The 26,824-nt window shown below is 63.4% G+C and carries 23 protein-coding genes; 15 read left to right on the forward strand and 8 right to left on the reverse strand.

Annotated features, from left to right (window positions below):
- Positions 1-21: 21 nt before the first annotated feature.
- The 5 genes from HMPREF3176_RS03705 to HMPREF3176_RS03725 are packed head-to-tail and all read right to left on the reverse strand — an operon-like array spanning position 22 to position 4,067.
- Entirely contained in the window at positions 22-603 is a 582-nt protein-coding gene (locus tag HMPREF3176_RS03705) for a hypothetical protein (protein WP_070458375.1), read from the reverse strand.
- A complete protein-coding gene (locus HMPREF3176_RS03710) occupies positions 600-1,829 on the reverse strand; it encodes a DUF58 domain-containing protein (RefSeq protein WP_016664790.1) in 1,230 nt (409 codons plus the stop codon). The genes HMPREF3176_RS03705 and HMPREF3176_RS03710 overlap by 4 nt, the downstream gene beginning before the upstream one ends.
- Positions 1,830-1,831: 2 nt before the next feature.
- Positions 1,832-2,797 (reverse strand): AAA family ATPase, encoded by a 966-nt coding sequence (locus HMPREF3176_RS03715; RefSeq protein ID WP_016664789.1) that lies wholly within the window; start codon positions 2,795-2,797, stop codon positions 1,832-1,834.
- Positions 2,794-3,354 (reverse strand): hypothetical protein, encoded by a 561-nt coding sequence (locus HMPREF3176_RS03720; protein ID WP_016664788.1) that lies wholly within the window; start codon positions 3,352-3,354, stop codon positions 2,794-2,796. The genes HMPREF3176_RS03715 and HMPREF3176_RS03720 overlap by 4 nt, the downstream gene beginning before the upstream one ends.
- The gene (locus tag HMPREF3176_RS03725) at positions 3,351-4,067 is read right to left on the reverse strand and encodes a DUF4129 domain-containing protein (protein ID WP_016664787.1); all 717 of its coding nucleotides are present in this window, start codon (positions 4,065-4,067) and stop codon (positions 3,351-3,353) included. The genes HMPREF3176_RS03720 and HMPREF3176_RS03725 overlap by 4 nt, the downstream gene beginning before the upstream one ends.
- A 159-nt stretch (positions 4,068-4,226) precedes the next feature.
- Here HMPREF3176_RS03725 and HMPREF3176_RS03730 point away from each other — a divergent pair, with 159 nt between their 5' ends.
- The 15 genes from HMPREF3176_RS03730 (at position 4,227) to HMPREF3176_RS10530 (ending at position 24,760) form a co-directional block, all read left to right on the forward strand.
- Complete coding sequence (locus HMPREF3176_RS03730) at positions 4,227-5,075, forward strand: hypothetical protein (protein ID WP_016664786.1); 849 nt, start codon at positions 4,227-4,229, stop codon at positions 5,073-5,075.
- A gap of 4 nt (positions 5,076-5,079) precedes the next feature.
- A complete protein-coding gene (gene ligA / locus HMPREF3176_RS03735; RefSeq protein ID WP_016664785.1) occupies positions 5,080-7,494 on the forward strand; it encodes an NAD-dependent DNA ligase LigA in 2,415 nt (804 codons plus the stop codon).
- A gap of 17 nt (positions 7,495-7,511) precedes the next feature.
- Positions 7,512-7,808: an Asp-tRNA(Asn)/Glu-tRNA(Gln) amidotransferase subunit GatC gene (gene gatC / locus HMPREF3176_RS03740; protein ID WP_040387015.1), complete on the forward strand. Its 297-nt coding sequence runs from the start codon at positions 7,512-7,514 to the stop codon at positions 7,806-7,808.
- A 3-nt stretch (positions 7,809-7,811) separates the two neighbouring features.
- The gene (gene gatA, locus HMPREF3176_RS03745) at positions 7,812-9,317 is read left to right on the forward strand and encodes an Asp-tRNA(Asn)/Glu-tRNA(Gln) amidotransferase subunit GatA (RefSeq protein WP_016664783.1); all 1,506 of its coding nucleotides are present in this window, start codon (positions 7,812-7,814) and stop codon (positions 9,315-9,317) included.
- A complete protein-coding gene (gene gatB / locus HMPREF3176_RS03750; RefSeq protein ID WP_083286219.1) occupies positions 9,314-10,825 on the forward strand; it encodes an Asp-tRNA(Asn)/Glu-tRNA(Gln) amidotransferase subunit GatB in 1,512 nt (503 codons plus the stop codon). The genes gatA and gatB overlap by 4 nt, the downstream gene beginning before the upstream one ends.
- A 117-nt stretch (positions 10,826-10,942) precedes the next feature.
- Positions 10,943-12,532, forward strand: coding sequence for an alanine/glycine:cation symporter family protein (locus tag HMPREF3176_RS03755; protein ID WP_070436165.1), 1,590 nt, complete (start codon positions 10,943-10,945; stop codon positions 12,530-12,532).
- Positions 12,533-12,780: 248 nt separating this feature from the next.
- Complete coding sequence (locus HMPREF3176_RS03760; RefSeq protein WP_070458378.1) at positions 12,781-14,376, forward strand: alanine/glycine:cation symporter family protein; 1,596 nt, start codon at positions 12,781-12,783, stop codon at positions 14,374-14,376.
- Positions 14,377-14,465: 89 nt separating this feature from the next.
- On the forward strand, positions 14,466-16,298 hold the full coding sequence (ilvD, locus tag HMPREF3176_RS03765; RefSeq protein WP_070458382.1) for a dihydroxy-acid dehydratase: 1,833 nt from the start codon (positions 14,466-14,468) through the stop codon (positions 16,296-16,298).
- A gap of 218 nt (positions 16,299-16,516) precedes the next feature.
- Positions 16,517-18,271 carry an acetolactate synthase large subunit gene (locus tag HMPREF3176_RS03770; RefSeq protein ID WP_070458385.1) on the forward strand — a complete coding sequence of 585 codons (1,755 nt, stop codon included), beginning with the start codon at positions 16,517-16,519 and terminating at the stop codon, positions 18,269-18,271.
- A gap of 2 nt (positions 18,272-18,273) precedes the next feature.
- Positions 18,274-18,804, forward strand: coding sequence for an acetolactate synthase small subunit (gene ilvN, locus HMPREF3176_RS03775; RefSeq protein WP_070458387.1), 531 nt, complete (start codon positions 18,274-18,276; stop codon positions 18,802-18,804).
- 129 nt (positions 18,805-18,933) lie between these two features.
- Positions 18,934-19,965, forward strand: a complete 1,032-nt coding sequence (gene ilvC / locus HMPREF3176_RS03780; protein WP_070458389.1) for a ketol-acid reductoisomerase — start codon at positions 18,934-18,936, stop codon at positions 19,963-19,965.
- A gap of 44 nt (positions 19,966-20,009) precedes the next feature.
- Positions 20,010-21,065, forward strand: coding sequence for a 3-isopropylmalate dehydrogenase (locus tag HMPREF3176_RS03785; RefSeq protein WP_070458392.1), 1,056 nt, complete (start codon positions 20,010-20,012; stop codon positions 21,063-21,065).
- 41 nt (positions 21,066-21,106) lie between these two features.
- Complete coding sequence (locus tag HMPREF3176_RS03790; RefSeq protein ID WP_070458395.1) at positions 21,107-22,189, forward strand: branched-chain amino acid aminotransferase; 1,083 nt, start codon at positions 21,107-21,109, stop codon at positions 22,187-22,189.
- Positions 22,190-22,235: 46 nt separating this feature from the next.
- Positions 22,236-23,849, forward strand: coding sequence for a citramalate synthase (gene cimA / locus HMPREF3176_RS03795; RefSeq protein ID WP_070458398.1), 1,614 nt, complete (start codon positions 22,236-22,238; stop codon positions 23,847-23,849).
- A gap of 614 nt (positions 23,850-24,463) precedes the next feature.
- Positions 24,464-24,760: a C40 family peptidase gene (locus tag HMPREF3176_RS10530; protein ID WP_083286220.1), complete on the forward strand. Its 297-nt coding sequence runs from the start codon at positions 24,464-24,466 to the stop codon at positions 24,758-24,760.
- 102 nt (positions 24,761-24,862) lie between these two features.
- On the opposite strand, the gene HMPREF3176_RS03805 is transcribed toward HMPREF3176_RS10530, so the two are convergent.
- The 3 genes from HMPREF3176_RS03805 to HMPREF3176_RS10535 all read right to left on the reverse strand — a co-directional run.
- Complete coding sequence (locus HMPREF3176_RS03805) at positions 24,863-25,795, reverse strand: cation diffusion facilitator family transporter (RefSeq protein ID WP_070458401.1); 933 nt, start codon at positions 25,793-25,795, stop codon at positions 24,863-24,865.
- A complete protein-coding gene (locus HMPREF3176_RS03810; protein ID WP_070458404.1) occupies positions 25,795-26,169 on the reverse strand; it encodes an ArsR/SmtB family transcription factor in 375 nt (124 codons plus the stop codon). Before HMPREF3176_RS03810 ends, HMPREF3176_RS03805 begins: the two co-directional genes overlap by 1 nt.
- A gap of 429 nt (positions 26,170-26,598) precedes the next feature.
- Positions 26,599-26,824: cadmium resistance transporter (locus tag HMPREF3176_RS10535; RefSeq protein ID WP_246826647.1), on the reverse strand; the 226-nt coding region annotated here is incomplete at its 5' end.

The raw sequence follows: 26,824 nt of genomic DNA on the forward strand, positions 1-26,824 counted from the left end.
ATTAAGCGAGAAAGACGCCCGCTACTTCGAGCTCGTACGCGGTAGAAGCAGCCACGCGAGCGCTCCGAAAACAGCGAGGATCGCGACGAGGATCATGACGCTCGGGATTGCTTCCGGGCGCATGAAGGCGACTGGAACGAGGGCGATTGCAATGAGCGCCGCGGCGAGACCGAGTACGAGGCTCAGCGCGCCGACGACGCGAATCAGGGCCTTCGTGCTCGTTCGCCCGTGGGCGGGCGAACGCGCGGCGAGTGCCCACAGGGAATGCGACGCGAGCACAAGGATCGCGAAGGCGATTGCCGGTGCGAGCGAAAGCGGAGGCGAGGCCCACAGAGCGAAGATCCACACCGCGAACGTGACGAGTCCCGCCTCTGATCCCGGCTGGGCTAGTTGAAGAAGGTTGAGTACGGCGAGCGCGATAAACGGCAGTATGATCCCCATCGTGAGAGGTGCCGAAAACCCAGCCGTTGCACCCGCCGCGACGACGAGCGCAGCGGCGATTTGCGCGGCGAGCGCGCCGATCCTCGCGCACCACTGAGTGGGAGAGACGGCCCGAACGAGGTCGAAAGCATCGAGAAGATGATCGGTGAGGGAACGGATCACAGAGCCTCCTCGAGGCGGCGCACGGGAATCCCGCGTCGTTCAAGATCGGCGATGACGAAGCGCCTCTCAAATCCGCGAATAACCCATGCCTCGTCCCACAGATGAGTGTCCTCGATCCCGTCGATGCGGCGCATGGGAGCACCCGTGAGGCGCGCGGTATTCGTGAGTTCTGCGGGAAGTGTGTCGATGATTGTGAGGTTCGCGCCGATCGTGCGTAGAAGGCCAATCTGCCCGATGAACTCTTCGCTCAGGAGGGGAGTGCACGCGATGGTGAGTGTGCCGGAGCGGATGCGCGGGGCCCGACGTAAACGAGGAGACACGGACTTGTCGCGCGATACGGCCGAAAGCGCTTCGAGGATGCGTCGCATGTGACGCTCGCCCGTGCCGAAGGGGATCGACCCGATTAACGCTCCCGCATCATGCAGGCCCACGCGGTCGCCGAGCGAGAGGTAATGGCGCGCGAGCACCGTCGCAGCTTCAACACTCATATCGAGGCTCGAGGCGCGGCCATCCCCGGGCTCGGCACCGATCGGCCGGATATCGGCCATCGTATCGACGACGATGAGGACGTCCGTGTCTCGTTCGGAAAAGGTCTCGTTCGTGTGCAGGACTCCCCGGCGTGAGGTCACGCGCCAGTTGATTGTTTTGAGTCGATCGCCCGCGCGGTAGGGGCGGATGTCGGCGAGCGCCGTCCCCTCACCTTTCGTGCGGGAAGTATGGGGACCGCTCACACCGAGGACGCGCTCAAGGGGAAGGGGTCGAGGTTTCGCCGTTGCACTCGCGACGGCAGAAACGTTGCGCGCTGCGTGGTGCCGGTGGCGTCGGAACGCCCCGAGCGCATCGGTTTCTTGCACGGTGAACGGGCCGAACTCGTGCGTGCCCCACACCCGGGGCGTCGCCCGAACCCACGTACTTTCGAGACCCGTGATGACCGCCCATCGAGGCGAATACTCGAGCCCGCTGTTCATGTGGACGCCCACGGTCACGAGTGTTCCGCGAGCACCGCGAGCGATCGCCGTGACGCTCTCACCCTCGTTGACTTTGGCTTCCGCGGCCTCGAGCGTTGCCGGCTTCGCCTCGCTCGGCCGCATGATGTGGGCGACCGCAATCCAGGCAACGAGCGCACACCCAGCAAGGAGGGCGTCGAGGCGTGAGCCGAGCACGCCGTACAGGATGAACGCCGCGGCTGCGAGTACCGCGCGCGTATAGGCCTGGGTTGTACGCATTCTCAAGCGGCAGCTTCGGGGGCGGGAACGCGCGTGAGAATCGAGTCGATCACGCTCGCGGGTGAAATGTTCTGGAGCCACAGTTCGGGCCGGATCACAACGCGGTGCTCGAGGCACGCGTGGGCCAAAGTCTTGATGTCTTCAGGAATCACGAATTCGCGGCCCTGGATGAGCGCGAGCGCGCGTGCGCACTGAATGAGCGCGAGCGAGCCGCGAGGCGAAGACCCCATCGCGGTCTCGCTGTGCTCTCGCGTTTCGCGCACGAGCGCGACGGCGTAGCGGCCAACGGCCTCGCTCACGTGAATTGTTTCGACTGAGCGCTGCAGCTTTTCGAGTTCGCCCGCCTGGAGCACGCGCTCGACGTCGATGCTCTCCTCGCGGCGCTCGATTCGGCGTGCGATGACATCCCATTCGTCGTCGGCGCTCGGGTAGCCGAAGGTCAGTCGCATGAGGAAACGGTCGAGTTGGGCCTCGGGCAGGGGATAGGTCCCTTCGGTTTCGACGGGATTGGCGGTTGCGAGCACGTGAAATGGGCGCGGGAGTGCGTGCGTCGTGCCCTCGATACTCACCTGGCGTTCCTGCATCGCCTCGAGGAGCGCAGCCTGAGTTTTGGGAGGCGTGCGGTTGATTTCATCGGCAAGGAGGAGCCCCGTGAATACCGGACCTGGCCGAAACTCAAACTCGTTCGTTTTTTGATTGAACACCTCGGAGCCCGTGAGATCGGCAGGCAGGAGGTCGGGCGTGAACTGGGCGCGGCGAAACTCGAGTCCAAGAGCGAGAGCGAACGAGTGGGCCGTGAGCGTTTTGCCGAGGCCCGGGTAGTCCTCGAGGAGGACGTGTCCGCCCGCGTAGATGCCCGCGAGGAGCTTCGTGAGCGCTTCGCGCTTACCGACGATCGCGCGCTCTGTCTCGTCGAGGATGCGCGTGCTGAGTGCGGCGGCCTCGCTCGGGGTGAAGGTGTCGGTCATGGCCTCTCCTTGACGTGGGGTGCGGGGGCGATCAGTCGTGCGTATGCACTCTCGAGGTCGCGCAGCGCTGCGACGAGGCCGCGACGTGTGAGGCGGACCTGCGTCGTGCGCGGTCGAGGGGCATAGGCGGGGGAGTGGGCAGCGTCGCTCTCTTCCGCACAGGCGATAATGTCCGACGTTTGCTGCGACAGCACGAGGTTTTCCCCGCGCGTGGCAGCGAGGGTCTCGAGTTCGTGAGCGATGCCCGCGAGGTACGTTGCGGGAAGGCGCGGGCCTTGCCGCTTTGTCTCGATTGTGCGGTAGAGGTCATCCTCGATGCGGCGCACGCGGCGATCCTTTGCTGCTTCGAGCTCGGGTGCTGCGCGATAGAGGACTCGCGGAAACTCGGGAGCCTCGCTTCCGGTGAGTCCCGTGGCATTGAGTTCCCTCGCGAGCAGTGCGCCGAGGGTAAAGATAAGCGCGTAGGCGAGGTTGAGGCGGATATCGACGAGGTGCAGCGCGAGGACGATTGCCGTCGTCACCGCCGTCACGGCGAAGGTGAGCACGAGACGTTTCATGAACGTGCGCCTCCCTTGCGGGCCGTGTCCAATTCGCCGCTCAAGGCACGGAGCAAGTCTCGTGCCTCGTTGAGGCTGGCGGGGCGAGTTTCTGCGCTCGAGTAGCGTTCGGTTCGGTAGAGCTCCCCAAGGCGCGCGAGGCGAGAGTTATCGAGTCCAGCGGAGCCGACGACGCGCTCGACAAACTCGCTTGAGGTTTCGTAGGAATAGCGACCATAACCCTCTTCCGTGAGGCGGGCTTCGATCGCGAGCCATGCCGCGACAATGGCGTTGCCGTCGACCGCACTCCTCTCAAGGGCTTGCGCCGCGGCCTGGAGAGAGGCCGCGACAGCGGAGGCTTCGACTTCGCTCGGCGCGTCCCCACTTTCGCTTTGAGGAGTGAGTGTTCGCCGCGTCCTAAGCGCGCGTAGCCCTACCCGCACACAAATGATGAGTAAGCACAGCCCTGCAAGCGCGAGTAGCGCCCACACGATGATCTCGAGGGTCGGGCCGAGGGGATTGGGGCCCTCGGGTTGATACTGCTCGAACCCCGCGGAGATTTCCGTATTGACGTGTGCCTTCTGGTCAGTCGCGCTCTCCTGCGGGAGGACATCGAGGGCCGAGGGGCCGGCGCCGATGTCCACGAGGGGAGGCATGTGCGCGGCCGTTGCACATCCGAAGAGGAGAGCGCAAACGATCGCGATGAGCGCAGGAAGAACCCGCTCAACTTTCATCGCGAATCTCCCTTCACTCCGGGCCTCGTGATTCGTGCGCGGCGCGGCGTTCTTTGTCCCGAAATCCTATACCGGAGCCCTGAAGGGGATGCTCGTGCCGGTGATCGCGTGAGATATTTGAGGGGGAACGGACGTGAGCGAGAAACGCGAGGCGAGGCATTGAACCACAGCGGCTGGGCTTTTGACGACGACGCGCCCCTGACGGCGCGCCTCACGGCTGCCTTCGCCTTCACCGTGGCCGCGGGCCTCTCCATACTCTTCACGATCGTGTGGCTTCTCAGTGATGGTCTAAGTGCCGACATCTCGCTCGGAGGCCTCATCGCCCCGCTCATGCTCGGAATTTTCATCGCGGTCGCCGGTGCGGTGTATGACGCGACGCGTCGGCGCTTGCCGTTTGCATGGATGTGCGGTGTTGTCGCCGCGAGCATTCTTGCGCTTGCTCTCGCGGGCGCGACTGTTTTCGAGCTCTTGACCGACCAGCGGTATGAGCTTTCGCCGTTCGTCTATCTCATTGGCGTGCCCGTGTATGGCGCTCTCGCGTGGGCCGTGCTCGCTCTCTGGCCCGCGCCAAAGAAGCAAGAGTCGCGACTCTTCGGCTCGGGTGAGGATCGGGGCGACTGGCGCGAAGAATTCATTCGTGCCGCTCGCGTGCGCGGGGACCTCACCGAAAAACGCATCGAGGAGCTCGCTGACGACGCATTCGCCCGTGCCGAATCTGCACACCGAAGCGTGGGGGAGGAGTGCGGCGATCCCGTGCGATACGCGCGTAACCTCCCGAAGGATCGCGCGACGGTCGCAAAACGCAAGCTTTTCTTCCAGCTTGCACTCATGGTGCTCGCTGGCATCCTCCTGGCCTTGGACATAAGCGGAGAGCGACAGAGTTCCTTTGGCATCGGAGCGCTCGTGCTGTGGCTCGCCATCTTTGCGGTGGGTGCAGTCTCCTCGTTCTTCCTGTGGCGAAAAGCGAAGCGCGAGCAGGAAGGCGAAGCGGAGCGGCCCGTAGACTGAACGCGTGAGTACCGAGCAGACACCGAGCACGACCGCCTCAGACAGCTCCGCAGCCGCTGACCTCGCGGAGATCACCGCGCTCGAGGCTGAGGGCCGCATTCTTGAGCTGCGCGAACGCCTCGCAGAGGCGCGCGTCGAATACTACGAGAACGACGCGCCGATCATGGCCGACGGCGAATACGACGCCCTCGAACGCGAGCTCAAGAGTCTCGAGGAGGAGTTTCCCGAGTTTGCGAGCGAGGAGTCACCCACCCAGACCGTGGGCGGCGCGGTTGCCCAGGGATTCGCCTCGGTTCCTCACATCGAGCGCATGATGAGCCTCGACAACGCCTTCAGCCTTGACGAGATTCGCGAGTGGGCGAAGCGCTGCCAGGAGGATGCGCCCGGAACGCCCCAGTTCCTGACGGAACTCAAGATTGACGGCCTCGCCATTTCGCTCGTGTACGAAAACGGCACACTCGTGCGCGGCGTGACGCGCGGCGACGGTCGCGTTGGCGAGGACGTCACCGCGAATGTCAAGACGATCCGCAACGTGCCGCACACTCTGAGCACTGAAAAGCCGCCTGCGCTTCTCGAAGTGCGCGGCGAGGTGTTCTTCCCGGTCGACGAGTTCGAAAAACTCAATGAGGAGCGCCGCGAGGCGGGGCTTCGCGAGTTCGCGAATCCTCGCAACACCGCCGCGGGATCGCTTCGCCAGAAAGACTCCTCCATCACCGCCTCACGCGCCCTCGAGGTGTACGTCCACGGGATCGGGGCGCACGAAGGCGCCGTCGGATACCCCGAGAGCCAAAGTGAGGTCTACGAGATGCTCGCCTCGTGGGGCCTTCCTACCTCTCCTCACTTCGAGGTGCTCGACTCGCTCGAGCAGGTCACGCAGTACATCGAACGGGCGGGGCGCAAGCGCCACGACTTCGAGCACGACATCGACGGCATCGTCATCAAGATCAACGACTTCGCTCATCAGCGTGCTCTTGGAGCAACGTCTAGGGCACCGCGCTGGGCCATCGCCTACAAGTACCCGCCCGAAGAGGTCACGACAAAGCTGCTCGACATTCAGGTTGACGTGGGCCGAACTGGCCGCGTGACCCCCTTCGGCGTCATGGAACCCGTCAAGGTCGCGGGCTCGACCGTCGCGCGGGCGACGCTCCACAACCAATTCGATGTCGAACGAAAGGGCGTGCTGATCGGCGACACGGTCATCCTGCGCAAGGCCGGCGACGTGATCCCCGAAATCCTCGGCCCCGTCGAAAAGCTCCGCGACGGGAGCGAAAAGCCGTTCGTCATGCCGAAAAACTGCCCGAGCTGCGGCGCCGAGATCCGCCCCGAAAAAGAGGGCGATAAAGACTGGCGTTGCCCAAACCAAAAGGACTGCCCCTCGCAGGTCACGGGTCGCATCGCCCATGCCGCGAGCCGCGGGGCCTTCGACATCGAGGCCCTCGGCGATGAATCGGCAATTGCGCTCACCGATCCCGATAAGCGCCGCGCCGAAGCCCTCGCCTCTCTCAAGGCCGGCCACGCGCTCTACCTGCCGGTGCTGACGGAAGAGGATTTCCAAAGCGACGCGTTTGTGACGCTCAAGAACGGCATTGCAACCGATGATGCGGACGGAGTTCCAATGCTCCGCATCACCGACCCCGACGATCCCCGCATTCCCGCACCACGCTCAGGCGTCGTGCGTACGGGCGCGAATCTGTTTGATCTCACGCCCGAGGACCTGCGCGAGGTCACGGTCTACCAGAGCGTGCGCCGCGACGGTGAGGAAACGGGTGATTGGCGCACCGTGAGCGCCTTTTGGAACCGCCCGCAGTGGCGCTACTACAAGTCCAGAAAATCCTGGAGCCTCGTGAAGCCGGCGACCGTCGGAAAAACCACCGAGGTGCTGATGAGCGAACTCGACAAGGCGAAATCGGCAGGGCTTTGGCGGGTGCTCGTGGCCCTCTCGATCCGCCACGTGGGTCCGACGGCCGCCCGCGCACTCGCGACGGCCTGGGGCTCTATCGACGCGATCGCGAGTGCAAGCGTCGAGGAACTGGCCAAAACTGATGGCGTCGGCGAGACGATTGCAGCGAGTGTCGCGGCGTTCTTCCAGGAGGAATGGCACGCCGAGCTCGTTGAGGCGTGGAAGCGCTCGGGTGTTGTCGTTGTCGACGAATCGACGAGCGGAATCGAAAAGACGCTCGAAGGACTCACGATCGTTGTCACCGGTTCTCTCGAGGGCTACACGCGCGATGGCGCGAAAGAGGCGATCCTCCAGCGAGGCGGCAAGGCATCCGGCAGCGTCTCGAAGAAGACGAACTACGTCGTCGTCGGCGAGAACGCGGGCTCGAAAGCCACGAAGGCAGAACAGCTTGGCATCCCGATTCTCGATGAGGAAGGTTTCACATCGCTTCTCGAGGGTGGAGAAAACGCCCTGCCGTAGCGCCTAGAATGGGCGGCATGCCAGCAATGAGTTCTGAAGAAGTCGCACGCCTGGCGTCCCTCGCTCGCATCGAGCTCACCGACGACGAAATCGCCCGATTCGCGGGCGAATTCGACGCGATTCTGGACGCGGTTGCGTCCGTGAGTGAAGTCGCGAGCGACGACGTCCCGACCACAAGCCACCCGATCCCCATGACCAACGTGTTCCGAAAAGACGAGGTCACCGAAACCCTCACGCAAGAAGAGGCACTCTCCGGCGCGCCCTCGGCCGCCGACGGCCGCTTCGTCGTTCCGCAGATTCTGGGGGAGGAGTAACCGATGACCGACCTTGTGAAGCTTTCCGCCGCGCAGATGGCGAAGGGCCTCGACAGTGGCGAGTTCAGCGCGCGCGAGCTGACTGACGCGCACCTTTCGCGCATCGAGGCCGTCGAGGGCCAGCTCAATGCGTTCGTGACCGTTACCGGCGAGGACGCACGTGCCACCGCCGAGGCTGTCGATGAGGCGCGCGCCAAGGGCGAGAGCCTCGCGCCGCTCGCGGGCGTTCCCGTTGCCGTGAAGGATGTCGTCGTCACGAAGGGAATCCAGACCACCGCCGGTTCGAAGATCCTCGAAGGCTGGATTCCGCCCTACGACGCAACGCTCGTGGAGAATCTCCGAGACGCGAAACTTCCGATCCTCGGCAAGACCAACATGGACGAGTTCGCGATGGGCTCCTCGACCGAGACGAGCGCGTATGGCAACACCCACAACCCGTGGGATCTCGAGCGAATCCCCGGCGGCTCAGGCGGCGGCTCCTCCGCCGCTATCGCTGGCTTCGAGGCGCCTCTCGCGATCGGCACCGACACGGGCGGCTCGATTCGCCAGCCCGCAGCCGTGACCGGCACCGTCGGCGTGAAGCCCACCTACGGTTCCGTATCGCGCTACGGCCTCATCGCGATGGCAAGCTCGCTCGACCAGGCCGGCCCGTGCACGCGCACGGTCGAGGATGCCGCGCTTTTGCACGAGGTGATCGGCGGCTATGACCCGAAGGACTCGACCTCCCTCAAGGACGGTTTCGGTAATTTCGTCGAGGCTGCGCGCGCGAAGGACGTCAAGGGCATGCGCATCGGCGTTATCGAAGAGCTCGAGGGCGAAGGCTTCGATCCGCTCGTGAAGCAGCGCTTCGAAGAATCGCTCGCGCTCCTCGAAAAAGCAGGCGCGGAGATTGTTCGCGTGAGCTGCCCCAACTTTAAGTACGCGCTTGGCGCCTACTACCTCATCATGCCGTCCGAGGCGAGCAGCAACCTCGCGAAATTCGACGGCATGCGCTTTGGCATGCGGGTTGTTCCCGAGGACCACCCGACTGCCGAAAAGGTTATGGCCGCCACGCGCGGCCAGGGATTCGGCGCCGAGGTCAAGCGCCGCATTCTGCTCGGCACGTACGCGCTTAGCTCTGGCTACTACGACGCCTACTACGGAAGCGCCCAGAAGGTGCGTACTCTCGTGCAGCGCGACTTTGCCGCGGCTTTCGAGAAGTGTGACGTTCTCGCGTCGCCGACCGCTCCCACCGTCGCTTTCCGCCTCGGTGAGAACACCGATAACCCGCTCAAGATGTACCTCAACGACATCGCGACGATTCCCGCGAACCTCGCGGGTGTCCCCGGCCTCTCACTCCCGAGCGGCCTCGCCGAGGATTCGATGCCCGCAGGCTTCCAGTTCCTCGCGCCCGCGATGGCCGATGATCGCCTCTATCGCGCCGGCGGCGCGCTCGAGGCGCTGCTTGAAGACACCTGGGGAGGGCCTCTCCTGAACAACGCCCCGGCCCTGGAAGGAGGCGCCAAGTGAACGCCTACACGGATATCGAACCCCTCGACTACGACGAGGCGATCGAGAAGTATGACCCGGTCCTCGGCATCGAGGTCCACGTAGAACTTGGCACGAAGACCAAGATGTTCGATGGCGCCCCCAATGTCTTTGCCGCCGAACCCAATACGGCGATCACGCCCGTCTCGCTCGGTCTTCCGGGGACGTTGCCGGTCGTCAATGAGAAAGCAGTGGAGTACGCGATCAAGATCGGTCTCGCACTGAACTGCTCGATCGCCGAGCACTGCCGGTTCGCGCGTAAGCAGTACTTCTACCCGGATCTCACGAAGAACTTCCAGACCTCGCAGTACGACGAACCGATCGCCTACGACGGGTACGTCGACGTCGAACTTGACGACGGCGAGATCGTGCGCGTCGACATCGAGCGCGCGCACATGGAAGAAGACGCCGGCAAGAACACCCACATCGGCGGTACCGGCCGTATCCAGGGCGCGACTCACTCGCAGGTCGACTACAACCGCGCGGGTGTTCCCCTCGTGGAGATCGTGACACGCCCGATCCCGAACACGGGCGGCCGCGCACCGGAGGTCGCCGCGGCGTACGTTCGCACGCTCCGCGATATCTTCCGCACCCTCGAAGTTTCGGAAGCGCGCATGGAGCGCGGCAACGTGCGCGCCGACATCAACGTCTCGCTTCGCCCCTCGAAAGAGGCGCCACTTGGCACACGTACCGAAACGAAGAACGTCAACTCGTTCCGTGCAATCGAGCGCGCCGTGCGTTTTGAGATCAGCCGCCAGGCGGGAGTGCTCGATAGCGGTGCCGAGGTCATCCAGGAGACCCGTCACTTCCACGACGACACGGGCCACACGAGCCCGGGCCGTGTGAAGAGCGATGCCGAGGACTACCGCTACTTCCCCGAGCCCGATCTCGTGCCGGTCGCCCCGAGTCGCGAGTGGGTTGAGGAGCTGCGCTCCTCGCTTCCGGAGCTTCCCGCGGCTCGTCGCCGACGGTTGCTCGGTGAGTGGGGTTTCACGGATCTCGAGATGCGCGACGTCATTAACGCCGGTGCGCTCGACCTGATCGAGGGGACGGTCGCTGCGGGTGCGAAGCCCCAGGCGGCACGCAAGTGGTGGATGGGTGAACTCGCACGCATCGCCAAGGAATCCGAGAAAGAGCTCGAGGAGCTCAGCGTCACTCCGGCTCAGGTTGCCGAACTCGTCTCGCTCGTCGAGGGCAAGAAGATCAACGACAAGATCGGCCGCCAGGTGCTTGCGAAGGTCCTCGATGGTGACGGTGATCCCGCCGCCATCGTGGAGAAGGAGAACCTCGCGGTTGTCTCTGATGACTCGGTTCTCGAGGGCGCCGTGGATCAGGCCATCGCTGATAACCCCGACGTGGTCGAGAAGATCAAGGGCGGCAAGGTCCAGGCGATCGGCGCGCTTATCGGCCCGGTCATGAAGGCGACGCGCGGCCAGGCTGATGCCGGGCGCGTTCGTGAGATCATTATGGCCAAACTTGAGGTGGGCTAACTCACCGGTCATAATGGGTCATTAAGAACTACCTAGTATGAAATGGGGCCTCGGGCTTTAGTGACCGGGGCCCCATTTTGCGGCCTGAAGCAGATCTGGGCCAACCGAGAGGGACTCATGAGTTTCGACCAGTACGTTGACCAGCTGATCGCACCGATTGCTCAATTTATGAGCGCGGTCGTGTTCTACGCGCCGAATATCGGCGGCATTGAAATCCCACTGATCGTCGTCTGGCTCGCAGTGGCGGCCGTCTTCATGACGGTGTGGTTGCGATTCCAGCCGATCACGGGATTTAAGCATGCGATTGACGTCGTGAGAGGGCGTTACGCGAGCAAAACTGACCCCGGTGAGGTGAGCAGCTTCCAGGCGCTTGCCACCGAGATTTCGGGCGCGATCGGGCTCGGCAACATCGCGGGCGTCGCGGTCGCGATTGGGCTCGGCGGTCCGGGCGCTGCACTGTGGATCGCGATCTTCGGCTTCTTTGCGATGAGCCTCAAGATGGCCGAGGCGACCCTGGGCACGAAATACCGCGTGATCGACGAAGACGGAACGGTCCACGCAGGCCCTATGTACTTCCTCAAATATGGGTTCAAAGAGATCGGCTGGGCGAAGGCCGGCAGCGTTCTCGCGATGTTCTACGCGATCTCGGCTTTCTTCGGCGTGTTCGGCGGCGGAAACATGTTTCAGTCGAACCAGACCGCGATGATCCTCGGTGAGCAGCTCGGTTGGGACTTCCTTCTCAACCACCGCTGGATCGTGGGTGTGGTCTTTGGCATCTTCCTCGCGCTCGTCGTGGTCGGCGGCGTGAAGTCGATCGGCAAGATCACCTCGAAAGCCGTTCCGATCATGGCGGGTACCTACCTCGTCTGCGCAATCCTTATTCTTCTTTTCAACCTCCCGCAGATCCCCTCGGCATTCATGACGATCGTGACCGAAGCGTTCCAGCCCAAGGGCGTTGCCGGGGGCGCGGCTGGAGCCGCCGTGATCGGTATCCAGCGTGCGCTCTTCTCGAACGCCGCTGGCGTCGGAACCGCGGGCATGACGCACGCGGCGGCGAAAACCCGCCACCCCGCGACCGAGGGCTTTACGGGCATGTGGAGCCCGTTCCTCGACTCGTGCGTCGTGTGTATGATCACCGCGCTTGTCGTGGTCGTGACCGGCGTCTATAAGAGCGGTGAGTCCGACGGCATCGTGATGACCGCGAAGGCTTTCTCGACCGTTGCGCCGTGGTTCTCGTATGTCCTCATGGTGATCGTCGTCCCGTTCGCGTTCTCAACCGTGCTCGCGTACTACTACTACGGCCTGAGCGCGATCCAGTACATCCTCGGCAACTCGAAATGGGTGACCCACGGCTTCCAGGTCGTGTGGATTGCCTTCACCATCATCGGGTCCGCCATCACGATCGATTCCGTTGTCACTCTTGCCGATGCGCTCATCTTCATCATGACCATCCCGAACCTCATCGGCGTGTACGCGCTTGCCAAGATCGTTCGCTACGAGATCCTGCGCCACAAGGTGAAGGTGACAACCGGAGCGATCCCGCAGATTGATCCTGAGCTCGCCGTGGGGATGGGGGATCACGAGCCCACCGAAGATCAAATTGCTGAGGCGCGTGATCGTGATGAAGAGGAAGCGCGCGAATGGCATGAGATTCGAGAGCGCCTCTATGAAGACGGCGAATGGGGTCAGCAGCGCGAAGGCGAGTGATGCAGGCCACCGAGTGATGCTAGTCACAGGCGCCGTGTTGGCCGTCATTACTTGACGAGACTCCTGGTGATTGTTATGTACCGCTGGTGACCAGGGGTTTTGTCGCCGCGTCAGTGTGCAAATAGGTCCGCTTGAGTGTGCGAGAAAAAATTGTCGCTAAGAATTCGTTTTCCCGAATGTGCTTGAAACCGCCGGTTCTTTTCCGAATGGTGGAGCGTGTTTGGCTTTCCCCCTTCAAGGAGTAACTGATGCATAGTTCTGGTGCTATCGACCAGTTCTTAAATACTTACTTTGCACCGTTTGCCGATTTCCTGTCGGCGATCGTGTTTTTCGCCCCCACCATTGCCGGGGTTGAGGTTCCCATCATCGTGTTGTGGCTGATCGCGGCCGCCCTCTTCCTCACGGTGTGGCTTCGATTCCAGCCCATCACGGGTCTCGCGCACTCGATTGGTGTCATTCGCGGCAAATACACCCGTAAGACCGACCCGGGTGAGGTGAGCTCTTTCCAGGCTCTCGCAACGGAGCTTTCGGGGACCGTTGGCCTCGGCAATATCGCCGGTGTCGCCGTCGCCATTTCGATCGGTGGTCCCGGTGCCGCGCTGTGGATCGTACTCTTCGGCTTCCTCGCGATGAGCGTAAAGATGGCCGAGGCGACTCTCGGTTCGAAGTACCGCGAGATTGACGATGACGGCCACACGCATGGCGGCCCCATGTATTACCTCAGGCACGGTCTTGCTGACGTCGGCTTCAAGAAGTTCGGCATCGTCCTCTCGTTCCTCTACGCGGCATTCACGCTCATCGGCGTGTTTGGTGCGGGTAACCTCTTCCAGTCGAATCAGGGCGCGGCGATCCTTAGCGATCAGCTCGGCATTGCCTTCCTTCAGGACAACCGCTGGGTCATCGGTGCGATTATGGCGGCGCTTGCGGCGCTCGTGATCGTCGGCGGTATTCAGTCGATCGGTACGTGGACGGCGCGCATCACGCCTCTCATGGCAATCGTGTACTTCCTGTGCGTGCTCGCGATCATCATCATGAATATTCAGGCGGTGCCCGAGGCGGTCGCCAAGATCTTCTCGACGGCTGTAACCGGCGAGGGCGTGACCGGTGGCGCGATCGGCGTGGCCATCGTTGGTATCCAGCGCGCGCTCTTCTCGAACGCTGCGGGTGTGGGCTCGGCCGGCATGGCGCACTCGGCCTCGAAGACCAAGGAGCCCGCGACGGAAGGCTTCACCGCGATGTGGGAGCCGCTCGTGGACTCTGTTATCGTCTGCACGCTCACGGCGATCGCCATTACCGTGACGGGTGTGTATGAGGACGGTAGCGGCGACGGCATCGTCATGACGGCGAATGCATTTGGGACGGTCGCAAGCTGGTTCCCGTATATTTTGACCGTGTCGGTGGCGCTCTTCGCGTTCTCGACGATCCTGAGCTACTACTACTACGGCAACCTTGCCGCCGAGTTCCTCTTCGGGCGGTCGGCCTTCGTGAAGCGCGGCTTCCAGATCGTATGGATTCTCGCGGTTATTCTCGGCTCGGCCGTGTCGATGGACGCTGTCATCAACTTCTCGGATGCCGTATTCTTCCTCATGACGATTCCGAACCTTCTCGGCATCTACTTCCTCGCAAAGATTGTGCGTTACGAGATTCTCCGCCACAAGGTGAAGCTTGAAACGGGCGCGATCGCAGTCGTTGATCCGGCACTCGCTGTCGGCATGGGTGACCACGAGCCCACGGAGCAGCAGGTCGCTGAAGCTCGCGCGCTCGAGGAGGAGGAAAACGCCAAGTATGAGGCGCTCAAGCAGCGCCTCGCGGACGATCCCGGTTGGCCGCATCGCGAAGGCTGATTGGTCGTTCTAGCAACAGGCAGTTCATAATCTGAGACCCTCGTCCAATATTTGGGCGAGGGTCTTGGGTTTCTGCCTATGCTGTGGCCATGCCTCACCTTCGTTCACGCACGTCAACCCACGGACGCAATATGGCCGGCGCACGCGCCCTGTGGCGCGCGACCGGCATGGGCTCGAATGATTTCGGCAAGCCGATCATCGCGATCGCGAACTCCTTCACACAGTTCGTTCCTGGCCATGTGCACCTCAAAAACGTTGGCGACATGGTCGCCGAATCGATTCGCGAGGCCGGGGGAGTGGCGAAGGAGTTCAATACCATCGCGGTCGACGACGGCATTGCGATGGGGCACCAGGGGATGCTCTACTCTCTCCCGAGCCGAGACGTTATCGCCGACAGCATCGAGTACATGGTCAACGCCCACTGCGCCGATGCGCTCGTGTGCATCTCGAACTGTGACAAGATCACGCCCGGCATGCTCATGGCGGCCATGCGGCTCAACATTCCCGTCGTCTTCGTCTCGGGTGGTCCTATGGAAGCCGGCAAACCCGTCGAAGGCGTAATCGACCACAGCATCGATCTCGTCGATGCAATCAGCTACGCCGTCGATGAGTCCGTCAGCGATGACCAGCTCGCCCAGATCGAAAACAATGCATGTCCCACGTGTGGCTCGTGCTCGGGAATGTTCACGGCAAACTCGATGAACTGCCTCACCGAGGCCCTGGGGCTTTCGCTTCCGGGAAATGGCACGACGCTCGCGACGCACGCGTTCCGCCGCGACCTCTTCGTGGAGGCGGGAAAACGAATCGTCGAGCTGTGCCGCCGCTACTACGACGATGACGACGAGAGCGTGCTGCCCCGCTCGATCGCTACGAAAGCGGCGTTTGAAAACGCCATGAGTCTCGATGTCGCGATGGGCGGCTCGACCAACACCGTGCTGCACATCCTTGCGGCAGCGATCGAGGGTGAGGTTGATTTTAGCCTCGAGGACATCGACCGGATTTCGCGGAACGTGCCCTGCCTCTCCAAGGTCGCCCCGAACGGAATTGCTCACGTCGAAGACGTGCACCGTGCCGGCGGGATTCCCGCGATCCTCGGCGAGCTTGATCGCTCGGGCCTGCTCGATCACTCGGTGCACGCGATTCACGCTCGTTCCCTCGCCGAATGGCTCGCCACGTGGGATGTCCGCGGGGGAGAGGCCGGGCAGGAGGCCTTCACTCTCTTTAGCGCGGCACCGGGCGGAAAACGCACGACGGTGCCGTTCAGCCAGGACATGCGCTGGGAGGAGCTCGATCTCGACCAGGAATCGGGCGTAATTCGCGCCGTGCCGTTCGCCCACACGAAAGACGGCGGTCTGTGCGTGCTTCGTGGCAATCTCGCAAGTGATGGCGCCGTCATCAAGAGCGCGGGCATCGACGAGGAACTCTTCCATTTCGAGGGGCGCGCCTTTGTTGTCGAGTCCCAAGAGGAAGCGGTGCAACGCATCCTCGATAAGTCCGTTGCGGAAGGCGACGTTGTCGTGATCCAGTTCGAGGGACCACAGGGTGGCCCGGGCATGCAAGAGATGCTCTACCCCACCTCCTACCTCAAGGGACGCGGGCTCGGTAAGGCGTGCGCGCTCATCACCGACGGTCGGTTCTCGGGCGGCACCTCGGGCCTTTCAATCGGGCATATTTCGCCCGAAGCCGCCGAGGGTGGTGCGATCGGTCTCGTGGAGACGGGTGACCGAATCGTCATCGACGTCCCGAAGCGAGAGCTGACGCTCGATGTTCCGCAGGCAGAACTTGACTGTCGCCGCGAATCGCGCGGGCCTCTTCCGTGGCGGCCGCAGAATCGACGCCGCGAGGTGAGTCAGGCACTGAAGGTGTATGCCCATCACGTGCGCTCGGCAACATTTGGCGCGACGCGCAGGCCTCTCCCGTAAGCGGCGGGCCCCGTGGGGCCGACGGTTCGGAGGAGCCGTCGGATCTCAAGATGTGAACCGTTTCGTTTCAAGATTTGTATCCGGGTAGTTTGAGACGCATGCAGAGCATTCTCCTTATTGTGACCGGGCGCGGCTAACGCCCCCGCACGATAAGCCGCGCCCCTCGATTTCCCGCAAGGGACGAGGGGCTTTTTCGTCAGTGAATAGTTGGAGGCGTTATGGCTGGAGCAGTCACGGGAGCGCAATCGCTCATCATGTCGCTTGAAGCGGCGGGGGCGGACGTCGTGTTTGGCCTGCCCGGGGGAGCGATCCTCCCGACCTACGATCCGCTTCTCGATGCGAAGGGGCTTCGGCACATTCTCGTGCGTCACGAGCAGGGCGCGGGCCACGCGGCGAGCGGGTACGCGCATGCAACCGGCAAGGTAGGCGTGTGTATCGCGACCTCGGGGCCCGGCGCGACAAACCTCATCACCGCGATTGCGGATGCCCAGATGGACTCGATCCCCATGGTGGTCATCACCGGTCAGGTGGGTTCGAGTTTTATTGGTACGGACGCGTTCCAAGAGGCCGACATCGTGGGCATGACGATGCCCGTGACGAAGCACAACATCCTCGTCAAGAACGCGGATGACATTCCGCTCGCGATCAAACAGGCTTTCCACATCGCCTCGACAGGCAGGCCGGGAGTCGTGCTCGTAGACGTGACGAAGGATGCGCAGCAGGCCGAAACCGTTTTCGAATGGCCCGAAGAGCTCAATCTTCCCGGCTATCGCGTCCCGGGGCGCCCCAACGGCAAGCAGATCCGCGAAGCGGTCGAGTTGCTCGTGAACGCGAAGCGCCCCGTGTTCCTCCTGGGCGGTGGTGTGCTTCGTTCGCGCGCGAGCGAGGAGGTGCGTGCGCTCGTCGAGGCGGCGAACGCGCCGTTCGTGACGACCCTCATGGCGCGTGGCGCCCTTCCCGACTCGCACCCGCAGCACCTGGGAATGCCCGGGATGCACGGAGACGTCGCCGCGGTCGCATCCCTCCAACGCAGTGACCTGATTATCGCGATCGGGGCACGCTTCGATGACCGCGTGACGGGAAGGCTCGACTCGTTCGCGCCCGCAGCAAAGGTTGTGCACGCCGATATCGACCCCGCCGAGATTTCAAAAAACCGAGTCGCCGACGTGCCGATCGTGGGCGATGCGGCGGATGTCGCTCGCGCCCTTCTAGCGGCCCTCGCCGATCGCCTTGCAGACGGCGACGAACGCGACTACGAAGCCTGGTGGCAGCTCATGAACGGGCTGCGCGAGAACTACCCGCTCGGGTGGACCGCGACTGCCGACGGCTACACGGCGCCGCAGCACGTGATTTCGCGCATCAGCGCCATCAGTGCCCCCGAATCGATCTTCGTTGCCGGTGTGGGCCAGCACCAGATGTGGTCGAGCCAATTCATCGACTTCGAGGAGCCGTATTCGTGGATCAACTCCGGCGGCCTCGGCACGATGGGCTACTCACTGCCCGCGGCGATGGGCGCGAAAGTGGGACAGCCCGGCAAGGTCGTGTGGTCGATCGACGGTGACGGCTGCTTCCAGATGACGAATCAGGAGCTCGCAACCTGCGTGCTCAACGACATTCCGATCAAGGTCGCGATCGTCAACAATTCGTCGCTAGGCATGGTGCGTCAGTGGCAGAACCTTTTCTACGATCAGCGTTTTTCCAATACCGATCTCAATACCGGGCACGGCACGCGCCGCGTTCCCGACTTCGTGAAGCTCGCCGAGGCCTACGGTGCCGTGGGGCTACGGTGCGAGCGCGACGAGGACATCGACCGGGTGATCGGCGAAGCGATGGCGATCAACGATCGCCCCGTCGTGGTCGATTTTCAGGTGAGTGCTGACGCGATGGTGTGGCCCATGGTGCCCGCTGGCGTGAGCAATGACGAGATTCAAATCGCGCAGGGTATGACGCCCGAATGGGAGAGGGAGATCTGAGCATGGACTTTTCGCGCGACCCGGAGAAGAACCATACGCTGTCTGTCCTCGTCGAAAACAAGCCCGGCGTGCTCACGCGCGTTACGGCGCTTTTTGCGAGGCGCGGTTACAACATCGCATCGCTCGCGGTAGGACCTACCGAGCACGAGGGTATCTCTCGCATCACCGTCGTGGTCGAGGTTGATCAGATGCCACTTGAGCAGATCACGAAGCAGCTCAATAAGCTCGTGAACGTCCTGAAAACCGTCCAGCTCGAGCCGCGGCAGTCGGTCGAGCGTGAGCTTGTGCTCGTCAAAGTTAAGGCCAACAACCAGACCCGCACGTCGGTTCTCGAAATAGTGCAGATGTTTCGAGCGAAGGTCGTCGATGCGGCCTCCGATTCCGTCACGATCGAGGCGACGGGATCGGCCGATAAGCTTGCCGCGCTGCTGTCCATGCTCGAGCAGTTCGGGGTCAAGGAGATCGTGAAGTCGGGGGCGGTCGCGATCGGGCGCGGCTCGCGTTCGATTACGGATCGCGCGCTGCTCGGGTAGGCAGCGTGGGGTCCGACGGGTGCACACCCACCGGCGTTTCTCAATATGAGACACGTATCCAGTAAGTAAGACGAGGGGCGGTTAGACTGCCCACAACCGAATCACACATGAGAACCGAAGGAGTTCACCGTGGCGGAAATGTTTTATGACGACAACGCTGATCTTGCACTCATCCAGTCCAAGAAGGTCGGCATCGTAGGATTCGGCTCGCAGGGCCACGCTCACGCCCTCAACCTTCGCGACTCGGGCGTCGAGGTACGCATCAGCCTCAAGGAAGGGTCGAAATCGCGAGCAAAAGCCGAAGAGCAGGGCTTTGGCGTGGACACCGTCGCCGAGGTCGCGAAGTGGGCCGACGTCATCATGATCCTCGCTCCTGACCAGTACCAGGCCGAGATCTACGAGAACGAGATCAAGGACAACCTCGAGGCGGGTAACGCGCTCTTCTTCGCGCACGGCTTCAACATCCGCTTCGACTACATCGAAGCGCCTAAGGGCGTCGACGTCGCGCTCGTCGCGCCGAAGGGCCCGGGCCATACGGTGCGCCGCGAGTTCGTCGCCGGGCGCGGTGTTCCCTGCATCATCGCAGTGGAAAACGACGAGTCGGGCGAGGCCTGGCCGCTCGCCCTGTCATACGCGAAGGCGATTGGTGGCCTGCGCGCGGGCGCGATCAAAACCACCTTCACGGAAGAAACCGAAACCGACCTCTTTGGTGAGCAGGCTGTGCTGTGCGGAGGCATGAGCCACCTCGTGCAGGCGGGCTTCGAGACACTGACCGAGGCGGGCTACCAGCCCGAGATCGCCTACTTCGAGGTGCTTCACGAGCTCAAGCTCATCGTGGACCTCATGATCGAAGGTGGCATCGCGAAGCAGCGCTGGTCGATCTCGGATACCGCCGAATTCGGCGACTACGTCTCGGGTCCGCGAGTCGTGGGCGAACACGTCAAGGCCTCCATGAAGGCCGTTTTGGACGACATTCAAAACGGCAGCTTCGCGAAGCGCTTCGTCGATGATCAAAAGGCAGGTGCGCCCGAGTTCACGAAGCTGCGCGCGAGCGAGCAGGAGCACCCGATCGAGAAGGTCGGCAAGGAGCTTCGCACGATGTTTGCCTGGAGCGCCGAGCAGCTCGATGCCGACTACACAGAGGGCACCGCACAACGCTGATTCGCCGCCCCGTGCACCACCCTCGCGCCACCGAAGGAGAAACCATGAGCACACTTGACCTCGCTGTCATCCCCGGAGATGGGATTGGGCAGGAAGTTGTACCCGAGGGCCTCAAGGTTCTTCGGGCGGCCCTGGAAAGCACGGGGCGTAACCTCGTCACGACCGACTACAACCTCGGCGCGAGCCGCTGGCACGACACCGGCGAAACGCTGACGGATGAGGACCTGGACGCGCTTAAGCGCCACGACGCCCTGCTACTGGGTGCCGTCGGACACCCGAGCGTGCCCTCGGGCGTTCTCGAGCGGGGGCTTTTGCTCAAGCTCCGGTTTGCGTTCGAGCATTACGTGAACCTCCGCCCTACGACTCTCTTCCCGCACGTGGATTCCCCACTTGCGAACCCTGGCGCGGTCGACTTCGTCGTCGTGCGCGAGGGAACCGAGGGGGCGTACGTTGGTGCCGGTGGGGTGCTTCGCGAGGGGAGCGCCGACGAAGTGGCGACCGAGGTGTCGATCAATACTGCCCACGGCGTTGAGCGCGTCGTGCGTTATGCCTTCGAGCTTGCCGCGAAGCGCCGCGGGAAGCTCACCCTCGTGCACAAGCACAACGTGCTCGTGCACGCCGGCCGCTTGTGGAAGCGCATCGTGGACGAAATAGCCGCCGAGTATCCCGATGTTGAGGTCGATTACTCGCACATTGATGCGATGATGATCTATCTCGTTCAGGATCCTTCGCGCTTCGACGTAATTGTGACCGACAATCTCTTCGGCGACATCATTACCGACCTCGGGGGCGCGATCTCGGGCGGCATCGGCCTTTCGGCTTCCGGAAACCTCAATCCCTCGGGCGAGTTCCCCTCGATGTTCGAGCCCGTGCACGGAAGCGCCCCCGATATCGCGGGCAAGGGCATCGCGAACCCCACCGCGACGATCCTCTCCGTCGCGCTCCTTCTCGAGTCGATCGGTGAGGACGCGGCCGCGCAGCGCGTGCGTGAGGCCGTGACCGAGGATCTCGCCGAGAACCCGGGCTCCGCGCGCACGTGCGCGCAGATCGGGGACGCAATTGCGCAGGCTGTTCGGGAAAAGGCACGCGCAGCCTCGTAAACTGGGGAAATCAACGATTAAAGGTGAGAGGATTACAGCCCATGGGTGAATACCGCGCAAGCTCGGCTCCGCGTCGAATCTCGAACGAGGAGCGTGAGCGCATCCTCAAGGATCCCGGCTTCGGCGACAACTTCACCGATTACATGGCCCATCAGCGGTGGACCGAAGCCGAAGGCTGGAGCGAGGGTGAGATTCTCCCGTACGGTCCCCTCTCGCTCGAACCCGCCGCTGCGGTCTTCCACTACGCTCAGGAAATTTTCGAGGGGCTCAAGGCATTCCGGCATGCCGACGAAAGCGTGTGGACCTTCCGCCCCGAGAAGAACGCCGTGCGTATCCAGAACTCGGCGAGGCGCCTCGCGCTACCCGAGATCTCGACCGAGGATTTCCTCGCCTCGCTGCGAGGCGTCGTGAGCGCCGATGAGCCGTGGGTTCCCACGGGTGGCGAGTCAAGTCTCTACCTTCGCCCGTTCATGTTCGCCTCGGAAAGCTTCCTCGGTGTGCGTGCGGCGCACACGGTCGACTACTACGTGATCGCTTCGCCTGCCGGTAACTACTTCCCGCGCGGCGTGCAGCCCCTCGTCGTCTGGGTCTCGCCGCTCGCCGCCCGTGCGGGCCGCGGCGGCACGGGCTTTGCTAAGTGCGGCGGCAACTACGCGAGCTCGCTCCAGGGCAAGTACGAGGCTGCCAAGGCGGGTGCCGATGAGGTCATGTTCCTCGATTCGGAGACACACTCGAACATCGATGAGCTCTCGGGCATGAATATTTTCGTCGTCTACGCCGATGGTCGCATCGTGACGCCCACGCTCACCGGGTCGATCCTTCCGGGCGTGACGCGCGAATCGATCCTCACGCTCGCCGCCGATCGTGGCCTTAGCCCGAGCGAAGAGTCCGTCAACTACGAGGCGCTCACCGCCGATATCGCTGCGGGCCGCGTGACGGAAATGTTTGCGTGCGGTACAGCAGCCGTGATCAACCCGATTGGCGAGCTGCGTGATGAAAAGGCCACGTGGACAATCGGCAATGGTGGCAGTGGCGAGGTCACGATGGCCCTTCGCGAAGAGCTGACGGGCATCCAGTACGGCCGAGTTGAGGACCGCCACGGCTGGCTCACGCGCCTCGTCTAGCGCCTCATCCCCACCCGATTCGTTCAGCACCCCGGAGGTCACGGCAGTGTTTCACCTCTATGACACGACCCTGCGCGACGGCTCTCAGCAGGAAGGGTTCACGCTTAGCGTCGAGGACAAACTCCAGGTCGCGAAGCTTCTCGATGAGCTCGGCGTGACCTATATCGAGGGCGGCTGGCCAGGTGCAGTTCCGAAGGACACAGAATTTTTCGCCCGTGCGAAGAAGGAGCTCTCTTTGAGGAATGCCCAGCTCGCGGCCTTTGGGGCGACCCGCAAGAAGGGGTGTGCCGCGAGCGAGGACCCGCAGCTGCGGGCGCTCGTGGATTCAGGGGCTCCGACGGTCACTCTCGTGGCAAAGTCTGATCTTCGGCACGTCGAATCAGCGCTGCGCACGAGCGCCGAGGAGAACCTCGCGATGGTGCGCGAGAGCATTGAGTTTCTCCGTGGCTACGGCCGCGAAGTGTTCATCGACGCCGAGCATTTTTTCGACGGCTACGCTCACGATGCCGACTACGCGGTGCACGTCGTAGACGAGGCCTTGCGCGCCGGGGCGGCGATCGTCATTGTGTGCGATACGAATGGCGGAATGCTCCCGCATCAGGTGAGTGCGACCATCACGGATGTGCGCGCACGGCTTGAAAAAGCAGGGCTCGAGAGCGACCGTCTCGGTGCCCACATGCATAACGATTCCGGCTGTGCGATCGCGAACACGATCGCCGCAGTAGAAGCGGGTGCGGTGCACGTTCAGGGCTGTGTGAACGGCTACGGCGAGCGAACGGGCAACGCCGATCTCATTCCTGTTCTCGCTAATCTCCAGCTCAAGCTCGGGCGAAAGCTCGTAAGCCCCGAACAGCTTGGCGATGCGACACGGATTGCCCACGCGATCGCGGAGGTCGCGAATATTCCCGCGTACGCACGCGCGCCGTACGTGGGAGCGAGCGCGTTCGCGCATAAGGCTGGCCTGCACGCGAGCGCGATCCGCGTGGATCCGGATCTGTACCAGCACATGGATCCAACGGTCGTGGGCAATGACATGCGCATGATCATCTCGGACATGGCGGGCAAGGCGTCGATTGAACTCAAGGGGCGCGAGCTCGGCTACGACCTCTCCGGTGAGGACGCTACACTCGCCCTGCTCGCCCAGACAGTCAAGGGGCGCGAAGCCGAGGGATACAGCTACGAGGCGGCCGACGCTTCCTTCGAGATGCTCGTGCTCCACGTTCTCGGGGACCTTCCCACCTACGTTGAGGTGGAGTCGTGGCGCACCTCCTCCCACCAGCTCCGCGACGGGTCGCTCGAATCGGAAGCAACCGTGCGCCTCAGCACGGCTCCCGGTCATCGAAGCGTGACGATCGCCGAAGGCAACGGCCCCGTGAATGCCCTCGACAAGGCCCTTCGTGAGGCGCTCGTGGACACATATCCCGAGATTGCCTCGTTCGCACTCGTCGACTTCAAGGTGCGTATCCTCGACTCCCAGCAGGGCACCGACGCGACGACTCGCGTGCTCGTGACGAGCCAGGCTCCCTTTGGCCGCTTCACGACGGTTGGCGTGGGCCCGAACATTATCGAGGCCTCGTGGGAGGCACTTTTCGACGCCTATTGGTATGGCCTCCACAAGCTCCGCGTGGCCCCAGCGCGCGAAAGCGGAAGATCGCTCTAGAGCATCGCTTCGAGGTCTTTCAGCTTGTGGATCCTGAATGGATAGCAGTGCCAGCGGTAGGCGGGACCACATCTCAAGCCCGCAGTGAGAAGGGCGGAAGGGGAGCCGGGAGGCCCGTGGTGGTGGGGCGTGAAGAAGGGTGGAAGCCATGTGCTCTCTCTAGGGGGAGGGGGAACCGTTCTGTGCTTATGGCATTTCCACCCCTACTCGCGGGCAGCAAGCCAGCTTCTCGGAGCATCGCTACGTGCGTCGTAACGGTGCGGGGAGTGCAGCCCACTTCTTCCGAGATCTCGCGGCGGGGTGGTATACGTCCGGTATCGCTATAGCTACTGGAGACGTCGAGGTGGATGCGACCGCGCGTCTCGTTGCCCTGTACCCAGTGCGACAGATGTGTCGCAAAAGTGCACTTTTGGGCCCATTGGGAACCGTAAAAGTCCCGCGAGTAACTGTCATGCTGGGGTGCCCCAGTTCAGTACGCAGCTCGCGCGGGGGCGCGCGGCGCCCTCAACGGTGGAGGCCTCTCCATCGGGGGCACGGGCACGTCGGTCCCCACGCCCTCCACCTCCTCCTCGGGCAGCGTCGGGCAGAGCATTGTCGACGCCGCTCGCACCCAGATCGGCACCTCCTACTCCTGGAGCTCGAGCAGCCCGGGGGTGGGCTTCGACTGCTCGGGGCTGACCCAGTACGCCTACAAGCAGGCCGGCATCGATCTGCCGCGCACCTCCGGTCAGCAGGTCAACGCCGGCACCTCGATCTCGAAGTCCGCGGCCCAGTCCGGCGATCTGGTGGTCTGGCCCGGTCACATCGGCGTCTACGCCGGCGGTGACAAGGTCGTCGACGCGGGCCGCTCCGCGGGCGCCGTCACCGAGCGCACGATCTGGGGATCCCCCACCTTCATCAGCTTCCGCTGAGCACCAGCGACACCGACGGGGCGCGGACCGCCTCCCGGTGGTCCGCGCCCCCTCTGTGTCGGGTTGCCGCTCCGGGGGGAAGGGGTGGGCAGCTCGGTGGGGTTAGGTGTGGAGGCTGCCTGCGGCCTCGCGTTCATGCACGGACGGGCTCTCCAACTGGATGGTGGCGTGCTCGATCGCCACCGGGAAGTGTGTTCTGACGCAGAGGTGGACGTCTTCGAGGATCCGCAGCGCGTGGGCGGATTCGAAGCACTCCTCGCTGACCACGACGTGGGCCGAGATGATGGGCAGGTTACTGCCGATCGCGGAGGCATGCAGGTCGTGAACGTCCTGGACGTGATCCAGGGCGAGGATGTGCTCGCGAACTTGATCGAGATCGACCCCCTGGGGGGTGTACTCCATGAGGATGTGCACCGTCGCGCGCAGGATCTGGAACGCTCGGGGCATGATCAGGGCCGCGATGAACAGCCCTGCCAGAGCGTCGGCCTGCTGGAACCCGGTGAACTGGATGACCAGTGCGGCCGTGATGACGCCGAGTGATCCGAGGGCATCGTTGAGGACCTCGAGGAACGCGGCGCGCATGTTCAGGCTGGAGTTCTTTCCCCCGGCCAGGACGAGGATCGCAGCGATGTTCGCGATCAGCCCGATCACCCCGAAGGCGAGCAGCTCCCCGGAAGGGACCTCGGGGGGCTCGGTCAGCCGCGAGATGCCCTCGATGGCTGTATAGGCTCCCACCACGATCAAGAGGGTGGCCTGGGCCAGGGCGGCCAACACTTCGATGCGGGCGAATCCCCAGGTGCGTTGGCTGCTGGCCGGGCGCAGCATCATGGTTGCCGCGATCAGGGCCACCAGCAGCCCCGAGGCATCGACCAGCGCGTGTGCCGTGTCGGTGAGCAGAGCAAGGCTTCCGGTGACGACACTGCCGAGGGCTTGCGCGAGCACGATGACAGACGTAATACCGAACGCGATCGCCAGGCGGCCCCGGGCCGTTCCCGGTGAAGCATGGTGGTGGGAGTGCTCTTCCTCGCTCGCCATCACAGCTCCCCGTCCTCGAGCTCAGCGTGGTCACGGTGGGCTTTGAGGGAGAGTGACGCTCCGGAAGTGGCCAGCAACGTCTCCGCGGTCTCTAGCAGGTCCGTGAGCCGGGCCGGATCAGCCAGGGCGAACCAGGAGGCCCGTCCCTCAGTGCGCACGGTGACCAGCCCGCAGTCGCGCAGGCACGCCAGGTGCTTGCTCACGGTGGACTGCGCCAGGTGCATGTGCTCTACGAGGTCACGGACCCGGTGCTCACCGGTCGAGAGGTGCTGAAGGAGGGCTAATCGAGTGGGCTCGGACAGGGCATGGAACAGCGCAGCATGGCCGTCCGCGACCTCGAACGGAGCGTTGTCCACCACCGGAATCATCGTCATATGCCGATAGTATCACCATCGAGCGATATTGCAAGGGGTGGTGTCCGCGGCGGCAGCGCGAGCAGAGGCGTGCCCCGGTGCGGAGCGAAGGGCCAGCCCAGGGCGACTCGCAACTAGACTCGATGCGCCCCGCGGGCACGATCATCGTGGTCGTGCGAGGGCACTAGGGAAGGGAGGTTGCGACAGTGGACACAACGACGAGTAGACGTGCGGTGCTTCTTCCGCTTGCCGCACCGGGGCTGCTGCCGGTGGCCTCCGCGCACGACACCCTGTGCTGTCTCCTGTCCGACGCTGCCGTACCTACCTCCGGTCAGGCTAGCCAGGAACCAACCCTCCGAAGATCTCAGCAACCTCGTCGAGTCCGAACCGGGCCAACCCGTTGCACACCCCCGACACGCCCTCAGGGCTGGTTGGCTCGCTGTCGCTACGTCAGAGCCCGAAGGCTCCGCCGCTGACGAGGATCACGATGCCGAGGCCGATGAGAACGATGGGAAAGAGGATGTGCTCCCAGCTTTCGAGCACTTCCGCGATCGGGGGGCGGGTGGCGACGAACTTTGCCAGGGTCACCAGGGCCGCGACGAGCGCGAGGAAGACGATGCAGTAGGCGACTACTGCGAGAGGTTCCACGCTGAGGAAGACAGGGGTGTAGACACCG

Source organism: Dermabacter sp. HMSC08H10 (assembly GCF_001807585.1).
Classification (GTDB): domain Bacteria; phylum Actinomycetota; class Actinomycetes; order Actinomycetales; family Dermabacteraceae; genus Dermabacter; species Dermabacter hominis.

Coding starts and splice junctions, on each gene's coding strand:
- ilvN (WP_070458387.1), top strand. CDS start 18,274: ATGGACTTTTCGCGCGACCCGGAGAAGAACCATACGCTGTCTGTCCTC.
- HMPREF3176_RS03790 (WP_070458395.1), top strand. CDS start 21,107: ATGGGTGAATACCGCGCAAGCTCGGCTCCGCGTCGAATCTCGAACGAG.
- HMPREF3176_RS03805 (WP_070458401.1), bottom strand. CDS start 25,795: ATGGCGAGCGAGGAAGAGCACTCCCACCACCATGCTTCACCGGGAACG.
- gatA (WP_016664783.1), top strand. CDS start 7,812: ATGACCGACCTTGTGAAGCTTTCCGCCGCGCAGATGGCGAAGGGCCTC.
- HMPREF3176_RS03810 (WP_070458404.1), bottom strand. CDS start 26,169: ATGACGATGATTCCGGTGGTGGACAACGCTCCGTTCGAGGTCGCGGAC.
- ilvD (WP_070458382.1), top strand. CDS start 14,466: ATGCCTCACCTTCGTTCACGCACGTCAACCCACGGACGCAATATGGCC.
- HMPREF3176_RS03720 (WP_016664788.1), bottom strand. CDS start 3,354: ATGAAACGTCTCGTGCTCACCTTCGCCGTGACGGCGGTGACGACGGCA.
- HMPREF3176_RS03715 (WP_016664789.1), bottom strand. CDS start 2,797: ATGACCGACACCTTCACCCCGAGCGAGGCCGCCGCACTCAGCACGCGC.
- HMPREF3176_RS03755 (WP_070436165.1), top strand. CDS start 10,943: ATGAGTTTCGACCAGTACGTTGACCAGCTGATCGCACCGATTGCTCAA.
- HMPREF3176_RS03770 (WP_070458385.1), top strand. CDS start 16,517: ATGGCTGGAGCAGTCACGGGAGCGCAATCGCTCATCATGTCGCTTGAA.
- HMPREF3176_RS03725 (WP_016664787.1), bottom strand. CDS start 4,067: ATGAAAGTTGAGCGGGTTCTTCCTGCGCTCATCGCGATCGTTTGCGCT.
- HMPREF3176_RS03710 (WP_016664790.1), bottom strand. CDS start 1,829: ATGCGTACAACCCAGGCCTATACGCGCGCGGTACTCGCAGCCGCGGCG.
- HMPREF3176_RS03785 (WP_070458392.1), top strand. CDS start 20,010: ATGAGCACACTTGACCTCGCTGTCATCCCCGGAGATGGGATTGGGCAG.
- gatC (WP_040387015.1), top strand. CDS start 7,512: ATGCCAGCAATGAGTTCTGAAGAAGTCGCACGCCTGGCGTCCCTCGCT.
- HMPREF3176_RS03760 (WP_070458378.1), top strand. CDS start 12,781: ATGCATAGTTCTGGTGCTATCGACCAGTTCTTAAATACTTACTTTGCA.